The sequence below is a fragment of the Sorangium sp. So ce185 genome, assembly GCF_051526825.1.
Classification (GTDB): Bacteria; Myxococcota_A; Polyangia; order Polyangiales; family Polyangiaceae; genus Sorangium; species Sorangium cellulosum_D.
The window spans coordinates 10561246-10577033 of the sequence record NZ_CP150316.1 but is presented as its reverse complement, the minus strand read 5'-3'; the positions used below and the strand labels follow the sequence as shown (position 1 = coordinate 10577033).

Here is a 15788-nt window from a genome sequence, read left to right as displayed (position 1 = left end):
AAATTCTCACGCGGCTGCGCGAGCTTGGCCACGTGGGCCACGTGGATCGGGTTCGGGTCGGCCGGGGTGCACCGCGAGCGGCCGAAGCCGTGCCTCACGCTACCCGGACGCGCCGCGCCTCTGCGCCGCGCTCCGCCGCCACTCCGGCAAGCGGACGACCAAGAGCGCGATCCCCGGGAGCAGCACGATCCCCGCGAAGAGCAGCAGCGCCGACGTGAGCCGCGCGGCGGACGCCCCCACGGCCGCGTAGGTGGCCGAGATGCCCAGGTTGGCCAGGGCCGTCACCGTGAAGAACGCGCGGAGCGGCATGCGGCCCGCGCCCGCGAAGACGACCGACGCCTCCGAGAGCACCGGCACGCCGCGGAACAGGAGCAGGAACCAGGGGCCGTGCCGCTCGGCGGCGCGCGTGAGCCGCGCGAGCTCCGACGCCCCCGCCATCCGCTGCAAGGCCGGCGCCCCCGCCCGCGCGCCGAGCAGGTAGCCGAGCCCCGCGCCCGCCATCATACCCGCCCACGACACGGCCGTTCCGCGCCAGAACCCGAGCAGGCCGCCCGCGGCCGTGCTCACGAAGCTGGACGGCACCGGCAAGACCACGTCGCTCGCCAAGAGCCCCCCGAGCACCAGCCCCGCTGCGACGCCGGAGGGCGGCGAGGCGAGGAGCGCTCGCGCCGCCGCCTCGATGCGGTCCGCGAAGAGGAAGAAGGGCACGAGGATGGCCAGGAGGAGCACGCAGAAGAAGCCGGCCCACCCCAGCCAGGAGCGCCGCGAGCGCGCCGGAGCGCCGGGGGGGCGGGAGCTCCCGGGAGGCGGGGTCGATGCAGGGGAGGGGGGCATGCGGGCTCGAGTCCGGGGAGGGGTCGGCGCGCCGCGAGGGCGGGCCGGCCGGCGGCCGAGTATAGGCCTCCGGACCCGAGCGGCATAAGCTCCATGGACGCCCGCGGACCGGGGCTCCCCGGCGCCGGGCGATCGCGCTTCGTTCGCGCGATCTCGCTAGAGCAGGAGAAACTTAGCATGAACGTCCCTGACGACCTGCGCGCCGCCGTCGGCGCCCATGACCTCTACCACCCCAGCCACACGGCCGATCCGTACCCGTTCTATGCGGAGGCCCGACGCGGCGCCCCCGTCTTCTTCAATGCGTCGGCGAACAGCTGGTTCGTCACGCGCCCCGAGGACGTCCTGACGGCGCTGCGCGACACGGAGCGCTTCTCCTCGGAGCACGTGATGAAGCCCAGGACCCCGCTGGCGCCGGAAGTGGTCGCCCTGCTCGGGGACCCGAACGCCCGGCTGCCGACGATGCTCACGACCGATCCGCCCGACCATACGCGGCTGCGGGCCCTCGTCAGCAAGGGATTCACGCCTCAGCGGGTCGCCGCGATGGAGCCGCAGCTCCGCGCCATCGCCGATGAGCTGATCGGCGGCTTCGCCGCCGAGGGTCGGGCGGATCTGATCCAGCGGTTCGCGTTCCCGTTCACCGCGTTCGTGATCGGCGACATGCTCGCCATGCCGCGCGCCGACATTGCCCGGCTCAAGCGCTGGTCCGACGACTGGATCCGGCTGGTCTGGAACGCGGAGCCGCTGGAGCGGATGGTCGAGGCGGCGAAGGGGCTGCTCGCGTTCCAGCGCTACTTCGCCGAGGTGATCGCGGAGCGCCGGCGGAGCCTGGGCGACGACCTGCTCTCGGCGGTGATCCGGGCGCAGCTCGACGACGGCGCGCAGCTCAGCGAGGAGGAGCTGATCGCCCTGCCCATGCAGCTGATCATGGCCGGGCACGAGACGACGCTCCACCTCATCGGCAACGCGCTGGTGCTGCTGCTGGAGCGCCCAGCGCACCTCGCCGCCGTGCGCGAGGATCCGGCGCGGATCGGCGATGTCATCGAGGAGACGCTGCGGCTCGACGGGCCGCTCCTCTGGATCGGGCGGCACACGACGGTGGAGGTCGAGCTCGGCGGGGTGAAGCTGCCGGCGGGCGCGATCGTCCAGCTCGCGGTCTGCTCGGCCAACCACGACGAGGGTCTCTTCAGCGGGCCGACGGCCTTCAACCCCTGCCGGGCGAACGCCGATCGACACTTCAGCTTCGGCCGGGGCGCCCACTTCTGCCTGGGCGCGCCGCTCGCGCGGCTCGAGGGCCGCGTCGCGCTCGAGCAGCTGCTCGCGCGGCTGCCGAACCTGCGCCTCGATCCGGATCAGCCGCCGGTGCGGGCCGCGGCGATCGGGTTCCGGGGCTTCGATCACCTGGCCGCGCGCTGGGACGCAACGCCCGGGGAGAGCCGTTTTCCGTCTCGACGGCGGTGACGCGGTCCACCTCGAGCTCTGGTATGCACCGATCGCCGGATCCACCCCCGGCGACCCTCCGTATGCAGCTCGCCAGCTCGCACGCCCTCGAGCACGATCCGCGCGCCGCGGCCGGCCATCCGTCGCGCGGCGCCCGGCTCGGCCGTCTCCTCGCGCTCGCCGTCGCGCTCGCCTGCGCCTGCGCCTGCGGCGAGCGCGGCGCTCCCGGCGCCCCGGCCGGCGGTGACGGAGAAGGCGGGAGCGCGGGGGGAGGAGGGCAGGGCGGGAGCGCGGGGGGAGGAGGGCAGGGCGGCGGGTCCTGCTACGACTACGCGGCGTTCGAGCCGGGGGCGCCCGTGGACTTCAGGGCGGAGGTGCTGCCGCTGCTGCAGCGCTCGTGCGCGACCGGGGCCGCGTGCCACGCGCGCAAGAACGGCTCGTCCCTGCAGCCCTACCTGGGTCCGACCGCGGACACGCCGCCCGACCAGGTCGGCGACGCGGAGCTCGCCGCCCTCCGGGAACAGAACGTGAACGCCGACGCCGGCGGCGCGGTCGGGATGAAGCGCGTGGCGCCGGGAGATCCGGAGCACAGCTTCCTCATGCACAAGATCGACGGCACGCTAGCGTGCGAGATCCTCACGTGCCGCGAGACCTGCGGCCTCGCCATGCCGCCGACGCTCAAGCCGCTCTCCGCCGGCGAGAGAGACACCGTCCGCCGCTGGATCGCGCACGGAGCCGCGATCGAGTGAGGGGATGCCTTCATCCATCGAATCGTTCTCGACCCAAGGAGATCCGTCACGATGTCGCACCGGAATCGATCGCACCGTTTCACGTACCTGGCGCTCGCCGCGGCGAGCGCGCTGATGGCCCTCGGCTGCGGCGACGAGGGGGTGCAGCCGGTCGATGGGAAGGAGGAGCCCGAGGCGCCGGAGGTGAAGACGGCGCGCAACTACCCCGATCTCGTCGAGGCGGTCAGCTCGTTCGGCGCCGTCCTCGTGGACAAGACGCTGTATACCTACGGGGGAAAGCTCGGCGACGGGGACTTCGCGGCCGAGAACCAGTCGAGCGCGTTCCGGCGCCTCTCGCTCTTGCCCGGCGGCGCGTGGGAAGACCTCGGGACCGTCGAGCACCTGGAGAGCACGGCGCTCACGGTGGTCGACGGCCGCGTGATCCGGGTCGGCGGGCTCCGCGCCGACAACGCCGCCGGCGAGCCCGAAGCGCTCACCTCGGTGGCGACCGTGGAGCGCTACGATCCGGAGGCCGGGGCGTGGGAGGCGCTGCCGGACATGCCCGAGGGGCGCTCGGGGCACGGGGCCGTGGTCGTGGGCGATCGCCTCTATGTCGTGGCGGGCTGGGAGCTCAAGGGGCCGGGAGAGTTCCTGACCGGAGGGTTCATGCTCGACCTGGCCACGCCGGGCGCAACGTGGGTCCCCATGCCGGAGCCGCCGTTCAAGCTCCGCTCGCTGGGCGTCGCGAGGCGCGGCGACGTGATCTACGCCGTGGGAGGCGTCGGCGAGGACCAGTCGTTCTCGGGCGCGGTCTATTCGTTCGACACGAAGACCGAGACGTGGGCGGAAGGCCCCGAGCTCCCCTCGGAGATCCCGATCAAGGGATTCGGCGCGACCGCGTGCAACGATGAAGACGACCTCTACGTCAACTACGCCGACGGCCTCTTCCGGCTCAACGACGCCGGCGACGGCTGGGAGCCCGCGGGAGAGCTCGCGTTCACCCGCTACTTCAGCCCCCTGATCTGCCCGGGCGACGGCGAGGTGATCGTCGTCGGCGGGCGCTCCGCGGCGGACAACGAGCTCACGGCGTCCGTCGAGTCCGTCGACGTGGCGCAGTGACTCAGCCGCTCGGCCGGTCGACGCTCCGGAGGAGCCGGTACCAGGCGAGCATCCGGGGGAGGCCCTGCTCGAGCGAGATCGTCGGCGTGTACCCGAGCTCCCTCGACGCCTTGGTGATGTCCGGGCAGCGGCGGTTCGGGTCGCCCACCGGATACCCCTCCGGATAGCCCGCGAGCGCGATGTCGAGCGGCTCGCCGGCGGCCTGCTCGACCCGCTTCGCCAGATCGCGCATGGTGATCTCCTCGGCGTCGGAGCCGATGTTGTAGACCTCGCCGGGGCGGCCGAGCAGCAGCACCCGCAGGAAGCCGTTCACCGCGTCGGTCGCGTAGCAGAACGTGCGCGTCTGCGCCCCGCCGCGGTGGATCTCGATGGGCCGCCGGTCGAGCGCGGCGTTCAGGAAGCTCGGCAGCACGCGGGAGTCGTCGCGCCGCATCCCCGGGCCGTAGACGTTGAAGGGGCGAACGACCGTGACCGGGACGCCGAACTGGCGGTGATAGACCATCGCGAGGGTCTCGCCGAGGCGCTTCGACTCGTCGTAGCAGGCGCGGAGCCCCGTGGGCGAGACGCGCCCGGGGTAGTCCTCCGGCGTGGGGATGAACGCGGGATCCGGATCTCCGTAGATCTCGCTCGAGCTGAAATACAGCACCGCCTCGGGGCGCGTGCGGCGCGCGAGATCGAGGACGTTGCGGATGCCGTCGACCGCCACGGTGATGGTCTCGAGCGGGTACCGGGCGTAGTACACCGGAGACGCGATGCCGGCGCCGTGAAGGATGAAGTCGGGCCTGATGTCGCGCAGGTACGGCTTCGTCACGTCGTGCGTCTCGAAGACGAGGTTCGGGTCGCCGAGGTCGAAGAAGCCGCTCTCCTTCGTCCCGGTGATGAGGTTGTCGAGCGCGACGATCTGCGCGGGCCGGCGGAACCGGCTGCGGTTGAGCTCCTGGAGGACGCCGACGATGTAGCCCCCGATGAACCCGGCCGCGCCGGTGATGAGCACCGTCTTCCCCTCGAACCGGAGCGCGATGTCGCCGAGCATGCCCGAGAGGCTCCGCAGCTCGTCCTCGATGAGCCGATCCATGTCGCTCGCTCCCTTACCCGATGACGGTCGGAGTTGGAACCGGGACGATGAAGGACGCCCATCGCATCGAGGAGCTTGCGGCGCCACGGCGCGCCGCCGGCGAAGCCGGACGCGGGGCCGTCCGCGCAGACGAGGATCTTCGGCGCGCGGGCGAGCCTCTCCCAGAGCGCGACCGCCCCGCGGAGGAGCGGGTCCTCGGTCGTCCTGTCCGCGCCCCCGCTCGTGCCGGCGATCGTCCTGCCGCGATCCTACCTCGCGTGCCCCTCGCATCGGGCGCCGCGCGATGCATTGTAGTCGGGACGTGCAGATTGCCACGGCACAGGGCGCCGGTCCGCGAGGAAAGCGGCGAGCCGGCCGCGGCGCGGCGCCGCGGGCGCCTGTCGGGCGCGGCCGGCGCCGCGTGTCAGGAATTAACGTTAGAATATAAACGCCACGCCCGAAGCGTGATAAGGAGGCGCCGTGTCCGACCAGCTCAGCTCGGATCTCGCGTCGCTCCGGATCCGGCGGGACGTCGATCCCGATCGGCGGAGTCCGCTCCGCACCGCGCTCGTCGCCGTGCTCGCGCTCGCGGCGATCGCCGGCGCCGCCGTGTTCGTCGCGCCGAGGGCGCAGAGCGCGATCTTCAAGACCGAGGTCGCCACCACCGAGGTCGCGCTGGTCTCGCCCGCGCAGGCCTCGATCTCGGTGACGTCGACCGGGTATGTGGTCCCGCAGGTCGTCTCCCGGGTCGGGGTCCGGATCCCGGGCCGCATCGCCCGGGTGTTCGTGAAGGAAGGCGACGTGGTGAAGGCGGGCGATCCGCTCGTGGAGCTCGAGGACGCCGACCAGAAGAGCCTCGTCGCCGCGGCCCAGGCCAAGGTCGCCGCGGCGCGTGCGCGCGCCGCCGCCTCCCGGGCGAGCATCGCCGAGGTGGAGCAGCAGGTCGCTCGGGAGCGGGCGCTGGTCGAGCGCCAGGTGACCGGCCGCGCCTCGATGGAGGACCTGACCGCGCGCATGAACGCCCTCGCGCAGTCGGCCGCGGCGGCCGACGCCGAGGTCAAGGCCGCGGCGGCCGACGTCGAGAGCCTCCGGGTCACGCTGGCCGAGCGGAAGATCGTCGCGCCGATCAGCGGCACGATCATGACGAAGCCGCCGGAGGTCGGGGAGGTCGTCGGCCTCGAGCTGCCGCGCCTCGTCGAGATCGCCGATTTCACGTCGCTCGTCGTCGAGACCGACGTCCCGGAGACGCGCCTTTACCTCATCGAGCCCGGCAAGCCGTGCGAGGTCGTCCTCGACGCGTATCCGTCGAAGCGCCACCGGTGCACGACGCTGGAGATCGGCAAGCGGGTGAACCGCGCCAAGGCGACCATCCCGGTCAAGGTGAAGTTCGTCGGGGAGGCGAAGGAGGCGCTGCCGGAGATGAGCGCGCGGGTGAGCTTCCTCGCGGAGGCGCTGTCCGAAGAGGCGATGAAGGAGCCGCCGAAGCGGGTCGTGCCGGAGGCCGCGGTGGTCGAGCGGGCCGGCGCCAAGGTGGTGTTCGTGGTCGACCAGGGCCAGACGAAGATGGTGCCGATCCGGGTGGGAGGGCCGGCGCCGGGGGGGCTGGAGCTGCTCGACGGCCCGGCCCCGGGGGCGCGCCTCGTGGTCAAGCCGCCCGCCGACCTCGCGGACGGCCAGAAGATCAAGGAGAAGGGAAAGGGGAGCGAATGACCGAGGGGTATCGCGACGGGAAGCCGAAGCCCATTGTCGAGCTGCAAGGGGTCGGCAAGACCTATTTCCGCGACAAGGAGCCGATCGTGGTGCTCGACGACATCACGCTCGATATCCCGGAGGGGTCGTACGAGGCGCTGATGGGCCCCTCGGGCTCGGGCAAGTCGACGCTCCTGAACCTCATCGCCGGGCTCGATCGCCCGACGCGCGGCACGGCGCGCGTGGCGGGGCAGGAGCTCACGCGGATGAGCGACGGCGAGCTGGCGCGCTTCCGGTCGAGGACGATGGGGTTCATCTTCCAGGCCTACAACCTGATGCCGGTCCTCACCGCGGCCGAGAACGTCGAGCTGCCGCTCCTGCTCACGGATCTGTCGGCGTCCGAGCGGCGGAAGCGCGCGCAGACGGCGCTGCGCGTGGTCGGGCTGGAGGAGCGGATGGGCCATTATCCGCGGCAGCTCTCCGGCGGCCAGGAGCAGCGGGTGGCGATCGCGCGGGCGATCGTGAACGACCCGACGATCATCGTGGCGGACGAGCCGACCGGCGATCTCGATCGGAAGAGCGCCGACGAGATCCTGACGCTGCTGGAGAAGCTCAACAAGGAGTTCAAGAAGACCATCCTGATGGTCACGCACGATCCGCAAGCGGCCGAGCGCGCCACGGTGACGCGCCGGCTCGACAAGGGGAACCTGTCATGAACCTCGTCTCCGTCGCCGCCAGGAACGTCCTCCGGAACAAGTTCAGGACGCTGCTGACCGTGATCGGCGCGGCGGTGGCGGTGCTCGCGTTCGTGCTCCTCCGGACGGTGCTGACGGCGTGGAACGTCGCCGCCGACTACGCCGCGAAGGACCGGATCGCGACGCGGCACAAGATCTCGTTCATCCTCCCGTTGCCGAAGCGTTACATGGCCACGCTCCGCGAGGTCCCCGGCGTGACGGAGGGGACGTTCATGAACTGGTTCGGCGGCAAGGACCCGCGCGACGCGACCAATTTCTTCGGCTCGATGGCGGTCGAGTCGGCGACGTTCTTCAAGGTCTACGACGAGATGGTGGTCTCGCCGGCGGACATGGAGCGGTGGCAGGCCGATCGCAAGGGCGCCATCGTGGGCGACGTCCTCGCGACGCGGCTCGGCGTGAAGGTGGGCGACACGGTGACGCTGGAGGGGTCGATCTACCCCGGGCCGTGGCAGTTCAACGTCTCGGGGATCTACACGGCGTCGCGCAAGTCGATCGACCGCTCGCAGTTCATCTTCCATTACGATTACCTGAACGAGTCGATCCCCGAGCGGGATCGCGACCAGATCGGCTGGATGGCCGCGCGGATCGACGATCCGTCGCGGAGCGCGGAGATCAGCGCGGCGATCGACAAGATCTTCGATGAGAAGGACATCCAGACGGCGACGATGAGCGAGCGGGCGATGAACATGTCGTTCATGGCGATGATGTCGGCCGTGCTGACGGCGCTGAACGTGGTGTCCGTCATCATCCTCCTCATCATGATGATGATCCTCGGCAACACGATCGCGATGGGCGTCCGGGAGCGGTCGCGGGAGTACGGCGTGCTGCGCGCGCTCGGATTCGAGCCGAAGCACGTGCGGATCTTCATCATCGGGGAGGCGGCGACCACCGGGCTGCTGGCGGGGCTCGTGGGGCTCGCGATCGCCTATCCGATCATCGAGCTCGGGATGGGGCGGTGGCTGGAGGAGAACATGGGCGGCATGTTCCCTTATTTCCGGATCGATCCTTTGACGATGGTGATGGCGGTGCTGCTCTCGATGGGGCTGTCGCTGGTCGCGTCGCTCCTGCCGGCGCACCAAGCCTCGAAGCTCTCGGTCACCGACGCGCTCCGGCGCGTGGCGTGAGCGAGCGACGTCGGAGCCTGTCCAGGACACCTGAAAGCGGGAGAGAGCGCTGATGATCCCCGTCGCTTACAATGTTCGGAATCTGGTGGTGCGCAAGACGACGACCGTCGCGACGGCGGCGGGGCTCGGCCTCGTGGTGTTCGTGTTCGCCTCGGTGCTCATGCTCGCGAACAGCGTGGAGCGCACGCTCGGGCGCACGGCGCGGAGCGACGTCGCGATCGTGATCCGGAAGGGATCGGACGTCGAGATGGCGAGCAGCGTCGAGGAGCAGCAGATCGGCTTGATCCTGGCGAGCGCCGAGGTGGCGAAGCGGCAGGACGGCAAGCCGGACGGCGCGGCGGAGGTCGTGGCGGTGATCCTCCTCGACAAGCTCGGCACGGACGGCGTCTCGAACGTCCAGGTGCGCGGCGTGCCGGACGACGTGCTCGCGTTTCGCTCGCAGGTGAAGATCGTCGAGGGCCGGCCGGCGCAGCCGGGCACGGACGAGGTGATCGTGGGGCAGGCGATCTACCGCCGCTTCAAGGGCCTGTCGATCGGCGAGTCGTTCGATCTCCGCAAGAACCGGCCGGTGAAGGTGGTCGGGGTGTTCTCGGACGGCGGCTCCTCGTCGGAGTCCGAGGTCTGGGCCGATCTGCACACGGCGCGAGCGGCGTTCGGCCGGGAGGGGAGCGTGTCGTCGGTGCGCGCGCGGCTCGCCTCGGAGAGCAAGTTCGACGCGTTCGAGGCGTCGATCGAGCAGAACCGGAACCTCGGGCTCGAGGTGATGCGCGAGAGCGAGTATTACGAGAAGCAGTCCGAGGGGACGAGCATGTTCATCAAGGGGATGGGCGTGCTCATCGCGGTGTTCTTCTCGATCGGCGCGATGATCGGCGCGATGATCACGATGCACGCGTCGATCGCCAACCGGCAGCGCGAGATAGGCACGCTGCGGGCGCTCGGCTTCTCCCGGCTGAGCATCCTCACGTCGTTCCTGATCGAGTCGGTCCTCCTCGCGCTGGTCGGCGGGGCGCTCGGCGTGCTCGCCGCGCTCGGGATGAGGTTCGTGCGGTTCTCGACGATCAATTTCGCGAGCTTCTCGGAGATCGTGTTCACGTTCGAGCCGACGCCGGGGATCCTGATCGCGTCGGTGCTGCTCGCCGTGATCATGGGCGTGCTCGGCGGCTTCTTCCCGGCGCTGCGCGCGGCGCGGGTCAGCCCGATCCAGGCGATGCGGGGGTAGCTCGGGCGCGACCCGGGCGGCGGGAGGGCTCGGGGGTGGCCGGGATTCCAGGCCGCGAGACGAGCCTGGCGTACATGCAGGAGCACCCTTTCGTGGCGATCTGAGCGAGGGGCGCGCGGCCGCGTTGCGAGGAGGGGAGGGGGAGAGCGGGAGAGGGCCGAAGGGGCGGCGAGGGCGATGTGTGTCGGCCGGGAACGGTGTCTTGGCCGAGGGGGCTCGTGCGCGGGTGGCCGGCGGCGTGCTCTACGTTGGCCGGGGGGAACGGCATGCCCACGGTCACCAAGGCGATTTACGTGAACTTCGCGGCAGGGAGGAGCGCGGACCGGATGAATCGGCTCTCCTCCCTGGTTCAGCGGACGGAGCTGAACTCCCTGGTCATCGATGTCCGGTCGGATGGAGGAGCGCTCCTCCTGGATCGCGACGAGGCCACCAGGGTCAGGCTGGGAGCCCTTCGCGACGCCGGGATCTACCTCATCGCCCGGCTGGTCGCGTTCAAGGGAGGTCCGCGGGGCTGGTACGATCCAGGCTCGGAGGAGCGATGGCGAGAGATCGCGGAGATCTCGCTCCGTGCGTTCGAGGTCGGTTTCGACGAGGTGAATTACGATTACGTGCGCTATGGCGCGGCGCGCGAGCCGCGGTCGCGGACGCCGGTCGAGGAGAGGGCGCCGACGATCCGCGCTTTCTTCGAGTTCCTTCGCGCGGAGGTCGGCGACGCGGCGTCGCGGCCGATTTCGGCGGATCTGTTCGGGATCACGCTCCTCGGGCCGCAGGACGGCGTGGGCCAGCGGCTGGAGGATGCGGTGGAGCTCTTCGATTACGTGATGCCGATGCCGTACCCGTCGCACTGGGGGCCCGGCAGCTTCGGGCTCGCGAACCCTGCCCATCACCCGTACGAGACCGTCCACGCGTCGCTGTCGGCCGGCTGGCAGAGGGTGGCCGATCTGCCGGGGCGGATCGCGCTGCTGCGCAGCTGGGTGCAGGCGTTCGACCTGGACAGCTCGCGCCCGATGCGGCGGTACAAATATACGCCGTGGCATGTTCGGGAGCAGATCCGGGCGATCGAGGACGCCGGCTGCGCCGGCTACGCGGCGTGGAATGCCCGCAGCGCGTACGAGGAGAGCGCGTTCCTGCCAGGGGGGTAGCCCGACCGGGTTGCGACCAGCGACCAGCGACCAGCGACCCGACCCGGGTTGAGCCGACCAGCGACCCAGCGGCAGCCCGACCCGCGCAACCCGACCCGGGTTGCGGATTGCGAGGATCGCCGACCCGAGGAGCGATCCGCCCCGGGTCGATTCGACCCGACCAGCGGCAGCCCGACCCGGGTTGAGCCGACCAGCGACCCGACCCGGGTTGAGATGAACAACCCGGACCGGACCGACCCGGGTTGACCGACCCGATCCGGGTTGCGGTGCGACCGACCAGGAGGCGCGACCCGACCCGGGTTGCGGATTGCGAGGATCGCCGACCCGAGGAGCGAGCCGCCCCGGGTCGAATCGAATCGACCCGACCCGGGTTGCGCTGCCGCGACCCGACCCAGGTTGAGCGGGGACGACCCGGCCCGGGTTGAGCCGAGGCGGCAACCTGACCGGGGCAGCGGCAGCCGCGGGAACCGGACCCGGGTTGCGGTGAACGGCAACCCGGCCCGGAGTGATCCGACCCAGGTTGAGCCAGCGACTTGGCTCAGGTTGAGCGGCGACGCGGTTCGCGGGGTCAACCGCGGGTCGCGGGTCAACCCGCGTGGACAACCGACCCAGGTTGAGTGGCGCGCGGAGTGGCGCGCGCGGGGTCAACCCGGGTCGGGGCGGACCGCGGGGTCAACCCGGGTCGGGGCGGACTGCGCGGACCGCGGGGTCAACCCGGGTCGGGTCAGCACCCCGGGTCGGGTCAGACCGTGGGGTCAACCCGGGTCGGGTCAGCAGGTCAGACCGCGGGGTCAACCCGGGTCGGGCCAGCAGGTCAGCAGACCGCCCCCGCGGTGCCCCCGCGCTCCCGCGCTCCGTCTTCGTCGAGGGCCTGTAACCTCCGGCCAGAGCCGGCCACAGTGGCTGCGTGGCATCCATGCCTGACGTGTGGCCCGCCGCGACGGCGCTTGCGCTCGACGAGCGCAGCGCTCCGGCTGACCAGCTCACGGAGCTGCGCGCCTGCGCCGCGGCCCGGCGCACGCTCGCGGAGCTCTACGCCGCGCACGCTCGGGGCGTGCACCGGTTCCTCTGCGACCTCCTCGGGGACAGCGCCGCCGCGGCGGACGCGACGCAGGAGACCTTCGTCCGCGCCTACCGGCGTCTGCACACGCTGCAGGCCGTCGAACGCCCAGCGCCGTGGCTCTTCGGCATCGCCCGGCACGTGTCCCTGGAGTTCCGCAGGGCGCGCGTGCGCCGGCGGCGGGTCGTGGACGACGCGCCGCTCGAACCGTGGGAAGTGCGCGGCGAGGGTGGCAGCGCCCTGCCGTCGCCCGAGGACGAGCTGCTCGGCCGGGAAGCCATCGGCGTCGTGCAAGGCGCGCTCGCGCAGCTCACCGAGGACCGCCGCGCGGCGCTGCTGCTCCGGCTCGACCACGGCCTCTGCTACGAGGACATCGCGCGCTTGATGGAGTGGAGCGTGCCCAAGACCAAGGTCGAGATCCACCGCGCCCGGCAGGTGTTGCGCGCGGCGCTGGCACATTACGAAGGAGGCCAGCGATGAACGCGTGCCCGATCGAGGCGGTGGAGGCGTACGCCGACGGCACGCTCGACCCGGCCGAGGCGCAGCGCGTCGCCGCGCACATCGAAGCGTGTCGCCGCTGCGCAGCCGAGCTCCGCTGCCTCCGCGCCGAGCAACGGCTGTTCACAGCGCGCGCGGCGGCGCTCCCCGGGCCGCCCTTGCTCGAAGCGGTGCTCGCGCGCGCCGCCGAGGGCACGCCCGCGCGCGCGGTCGAGGACGCGGCGCCGTGGGCGAACGCGGACGCCGGCGCGCCGGCCCGCCGCGGCCCCGGCGGGCGTCGGGCGGTGCGGGCATCGGCCCCGTGGGGGATGCGTGCGATGGCCGCGGCCGTCGCGCTGGCGCTCGCCGCCGTCGCGGCGCAGCCGCGCCCTGCCGAGCCGCCGCCCGTCGAGGCGGTGGCTGATCCCCCGCCGGCGCGGACCGACGAGGCCGCGCGCGCGTCTGAAGCGCGCGCCGCGGAGCCGCTCGAGGACGATGTGATCGCAAACGCGCCCCTCTGCGACGAGAGCGTCTGCGACGGGTGTGTGCCCGCCGTATCGTCGATGGAGGAGGCCGCGGCCGAGCGCGTCGCCCCTGGTCACGCGGCTCCGGGCGGGGAGGCGGGCAGCGCGCCGTAGCGCGTAACTCGCGACGTCGGCGGGCCACAGCGCTGGTGAGGCCCGCGGGGGAGCGAGCGCCGCGCCGCGGCGCCGGCAGCGCCATGCCGCGCGGCCGAGGAGGAACCACGATGAGCCGCTCGATTCGATGCCTGTCCATCCAGATGTCCCGTGTCGCTGTGCTCGCGCTGCTTGCCGCAGTCGTCTCCGCGACTGCGTGCGCCGAGGCGCGCGGGGACACCGAGAACCAACCGCTCCCTCGAGGCGAGCGTGTCCTGACGGCGCGCGCCCCCGCGCCCGCTGCGGAGGAGCGCGCCCCCGCGGCCGCTGCGGAGGAGCGCGCCCCCGCGGCCGCGGGCTGCGACGACCCGGGCCGGTCCTGCGACTGCGACGCGCACAGCGCCGGCGCGGAGCCCCCGGAGCAGTTGCCGGTCGAGGCGGTGGCAATCGGCGCCGCGCCGGCGCGCGGCCCGGAGGACGCCCCGGTGACGGTCGTGATCTTCTCGGACTTCGAATGTCTCTTCTGCGCAAAGGCGTCGCGGACCCTCAGAGAGCTCGAGGCCGAGTACCAGGGCAAGCTCCGTGTCGCCTACAAGCACCGTCCGCTGCCGATTCACGCGCGGGCGCGCGCGGCAGCGAGGGCATCGCTCGCCGCCCACGAGCAAGGCAGGTTCTGGGAGTTCCACGACGCGCTCTTCGCGTCACCCGGCGCGCTCGACGACGCCTCGCTGGAGCGCGTCGCGTCCAGTCTCGGCCTCGACCTCGCCCGCTTCAAGCGCGATGTGCGCTCCAGCGCGCTCGACGCCGCCGTCGCGGCCGACGACGCGGAGGCGACCCGGCTCGGTCTCCGGGGCACACCGACGATCTTCGTGAACGGGCGCCGCATCATCGGCGCGCAGCCCGCGGAGGTCCTCCGCGGTGCGATCGACCAGGCCCTCGCCGCGCGCTGAGGAGAGCGCGCGACCGGCGACCGAAGCGCCGACGGCGTGAATCGTCATGTGTCTCGGCATATCTTCGAATGATTCCGGCGACATAGCACCATCCTCAGCCACGCGCGCCGCCCGCCGCCAGGGCGCCACCGGCGCCGCAGTTGATCTCGCGCAGCAGCCGCGAGACGCGCACCTCCGTCCGCCGCGCAATCGACGTCCGCCCCCTCAAGCGGGCGCCGCGACCCGACCCGGGTTGAGGCGTCGAGCGACCAGCGACCCGACCCGGGTTGAGGTGTCCGGAAGTGTCCGACCTGGGTTGAGGTGTCCGACCCGGGTTGAGGTGTCCGACCCGCGCAACCCGGGTTGAGGCAGGCGACCGCGACCCGGGTTGAGGTGCCCGGGTTGAGGTGTCCGAGGTGTCCGGGGTTGAGGTGTCCGGGGTTGAGGTGTCCGGGGTTGAGGTGTCCGGGGTTGAGGTGTCCGGACCTGGGTTGAGGCGGCCGGGTTGACCTGGCCCCACCTGGCGCCACCCGCCACCCGACCCGGGTTGAGGCAGCGACCCGCAGGGCAGGTCTCGTTGCGCCAGCCGCGGGTCGGGTTGCACCGCTTGTGCCCGTTGCCGCCGCGGCCTATCGTGGACGCTGGCGATGCTGCTGGGACAGGACGCACTGAGGAATCTCTGTCGGGCACGCGACCTGCTTTCCGAGGTGCACGACACGAAGCTGTCGATCGAGGACGTGGCCCGCGAGGCGGCGATCTCTCCTTATCACTTCATCCGGCAGTTCGAGGCCGTGTTCGGCGTGACCCCGCACCAGTATCGCATCCGGCAGCGCCTCGACCTGGCCAAGCAGCTCCTGGCCGCCGGGCGGCACTCCGTGACCGACGTGTGCATGGAGGTAGGATTCTCTAGCCTCGGCAGCTTCAGCGCTCTGTTCGCGCAGCGCATCGGCATGCCGCCTTCGGCGTACCAGCGGCGGCTGCGCGCGATGGTCCAGGTGCCGGGGAAGCTCCCGTGGGAGCTCGTCCCGGGGTGCCTCAGCCTGATGGGCCGCCTGCCGCCGGAGGCGTTTCGCAGTTTTCGAGAAGCCTGATGCGGGCGACCCTGGCAAAGTCGGCCCAGAACCGCCAGCTCAGCGAGGCAAACGATGAAGATCAAGCTCAACAGCATCATGGTCGAGGACCAGGACCGAGCGCTGAAGTTCTACACCGAGGTGCTCGGGTTCAAGAAGAAGAACGACCTCCCCGTCGGGGAGTATCGATGGATCACCGTGGTCTCGCCGGAGGGCCCCGACGACGTCGAGCTCGTGCTGGAGCCGAACGCCAACCCGGCCGCGAAGACGTTCCAGCAGGCGATGTTCGCGCAGGGCATCCCGCTCACCGCGTTCGAGGTGACCGACCTGCGAGCCGAGTTCGCGCGCCTCAAGGAGCGCCAGGTCGCGTTCACACAGGAGCCCACCCCGATGGGCCCAGTCATGATCGCGGTGTTCTCGGACACTTGCGGGAACCTGATCCAGCTCTATCAGCCGCTCTAGCCAGCGAGCGCCGCTCTGCGGGCGCTCCGGCAGCAGAGCTCGGGGTCCGCCGCTGCTGCCCTGGAGCGCGGT

General features: G+C 71.7%; 15 protein-coding genes. 13 read left to right on the top strand and 2 right to left on the bottom strand.

What is annotated here, in order from left to right; translation table 11 throughout:
* Positions 1-99: 99 nt before the first annotated feature.
* The gene (locus tag WMF26_RS38885) at positions 100-834 is read right to left on the bottom strand and encodes a TVP38/TMEM64 family protein (protein ID WP_437996834.1); all 735 of its coding nucleotides are present in this window, start codon (positions 832-834) and stop codon (positions 100-102) included.
* 177 nt (positions 835-1011) lie between these two features.
* Here WMF26_RS38885 and WMF26_RS38880 point away from each other — a divergent pair, with 177 nt between their 5' ends.
* From WMF26_RS38880 to WMF26_RS38870, 3 genes are all read left to right on the top strand, one after another.
* Positions 1012-2292 carry a cytochrome P450 gene (locus WMF26_RS38880; protein WP_437996833.1) on the top strand — a complete coding sequence of 427 codons (1281 nt, stop codon included), beginning with the start codon at positions 1012-1014 and terminating at the stop codon, positions 2290-2292.
* Positions 2293-2354: 62 nt separating this feature from the next.
* Positions 2355-3020, top strand: coding sequence for a hypothetical protein (locus WMF26_RS38875; protein WP_437996832.1), 666 nt, complete (start codon positions 2355-2357; stop codon positions 3018-3020).
* Positions 3021-3071: 51 nt separating this feature from the next.
* Entirely contained in the window at positions 3072-4118 is a 1047-nt protein-coding gene (locus WMF26_RS38870) for a Kelch repeat-containing protein (protein ID WP_437996831.1), read from the top strand.
* A 1-nt stretch (position 4119) separates the two neighbouring features.
* Here WMF26_RS38870 and WMF26_RS38865 read toward each other — a convergent pair whose 3' ends face one another.
* Positions 4120-5193, bottom strand: a complete 1074-nt coding sequence (locus tag WMF26_RS38865) for an NAD-dependent epimerase/dehydratase family protein (RefSeq protein ID WP_437996830.1) — start codon at positions 5191-5193, stop codon at positions 4120-4122.
* Between the two features lie 459 nt (positions 5194-5652).
* Here WMF26_RS38865 and WMF26_RS38860 point away from each other — a divergent pair, with 459 nt between their 5' ends.
* From WMF26_RS38860 to WMF26_RS38815, 10 genes are all read left to right on the top strand, one after another.
* Positions 5653-6882: an efflux RND transporter periplasmic adaptor subunit gene (locus WMF26_RS38860; protein ID WP_437996829.1), complete on the top strand. Its 1230-nt coding sequence runs from the start codon at positions 5653-5655 to the stop codon at positions 6880-6882.
* On the top strand, positions 6879-7577 hold the full coding sequence (locus WMF26_RS38855; RefSeq protein ID WP_061628477.1) for an ABC transporter ATP-binding protein: 699 nt from the start codon (positions 6879-6881) through the stop codon (positions 7575-7577). The genes WMF26_RS38860 and WMF26_RS38855 overlap by 4 nt, the downstream gene beginning before the upstream one ends.
* Positions 7574-8740: an ABC transporter permease gene (locus WMF26_RS38850; protein WP_061628476.1), complete on the top strand. Its 1167-nt coding sequence runs from the start codon at positions 7574-7576 to the stop codon at positions 8738-8740. The genes WMF26_RS38855 and WMF26_RS38850 overlap by 4 nt, the downstream gene beginning before the upstream one ends.
* Positions 8741-8792: 52 nt before the next feature.
* Positions 8793-9959, top strand: coding sequence for an ABC transporter permease (locus WMF26_RS38845; RefSeq protein WP_020739752.1), 1167 nt, complete (start codon positions 8793-8795; stop codon positions 9957-9959).
* A 266-nt stretch (positions 9960-10225) separates the two neighbouring features.
* Complete coding sequence (locus tag WMF26_RS38840) at positions 10226-11101, top strand: putative glycoside hydrolase (protein ID WP_061628475.1); 876 nt, start codon at positions 10226-10228, stop codon at positions 11099-11101.
* A gap of 916 nt (positions 11102-12017) precedes the next feature.
* Positions 12018-12641: an RNA polymerase sigma factor gene (locus WMF26_RS38835; protein ID WP_437996828.1), complete on the top strand. Its 624-nt coding sequence runs from the start codon at positions 12018-12020 to the stop codon at positions 12639-12641.
* A complete protein-coding gene (locus WMF26_RS38830; RefSeq protein WP_437996827.1) occupies positions 12638-13276 on the top strand; it encodes a zf-HC2 domain-containing protein in 639 nt (212 codons plus the stop codon). Before WMF26_RS38835 ends, WMF26_RS38830 begins: the two co-directional genes overlap by 4 nt.
* Positions 13277-13419: 143 nt before the next feature.
* Positions 13420-14205 (top strand): DsbA family protein, encoded by a 786-nt coding sequence (locus WMF26_RS38825; RefSeq protein ID WP_437996826.1) that lies wholly within the window; start codon positions 13420-13422, stop codon positions 14203-14205.
* Between the two features lie 686 nt (positions 14206-14891).
* Positions 14892-15275 carry a helix-turn-helix transcriptional regulator gene (locus WMF26_RS38820; RefSeq protein WP_437951174.1) on the top strand — a complete coding sequence of 128 codons (384 nt, stop codon included), beginning with the start codon at positions 14892-14894 and terminating at the stop codon, positions 15273-15275.
* A 54-nt stretch (positions 15276-15329) separates the two neighbouring features.
* On the top strand, positions 15330-15716 hold the full coding sequence (locus WMF26_RS38815; RefSeq protein WP_020739749.1) for a VOC family protein: 387 nt from the start codon (positions 15330-15332) through the stop codon (positions 15714-15716).
* Positions 15717-15788 lie beyond the last annotated feature (72 nt).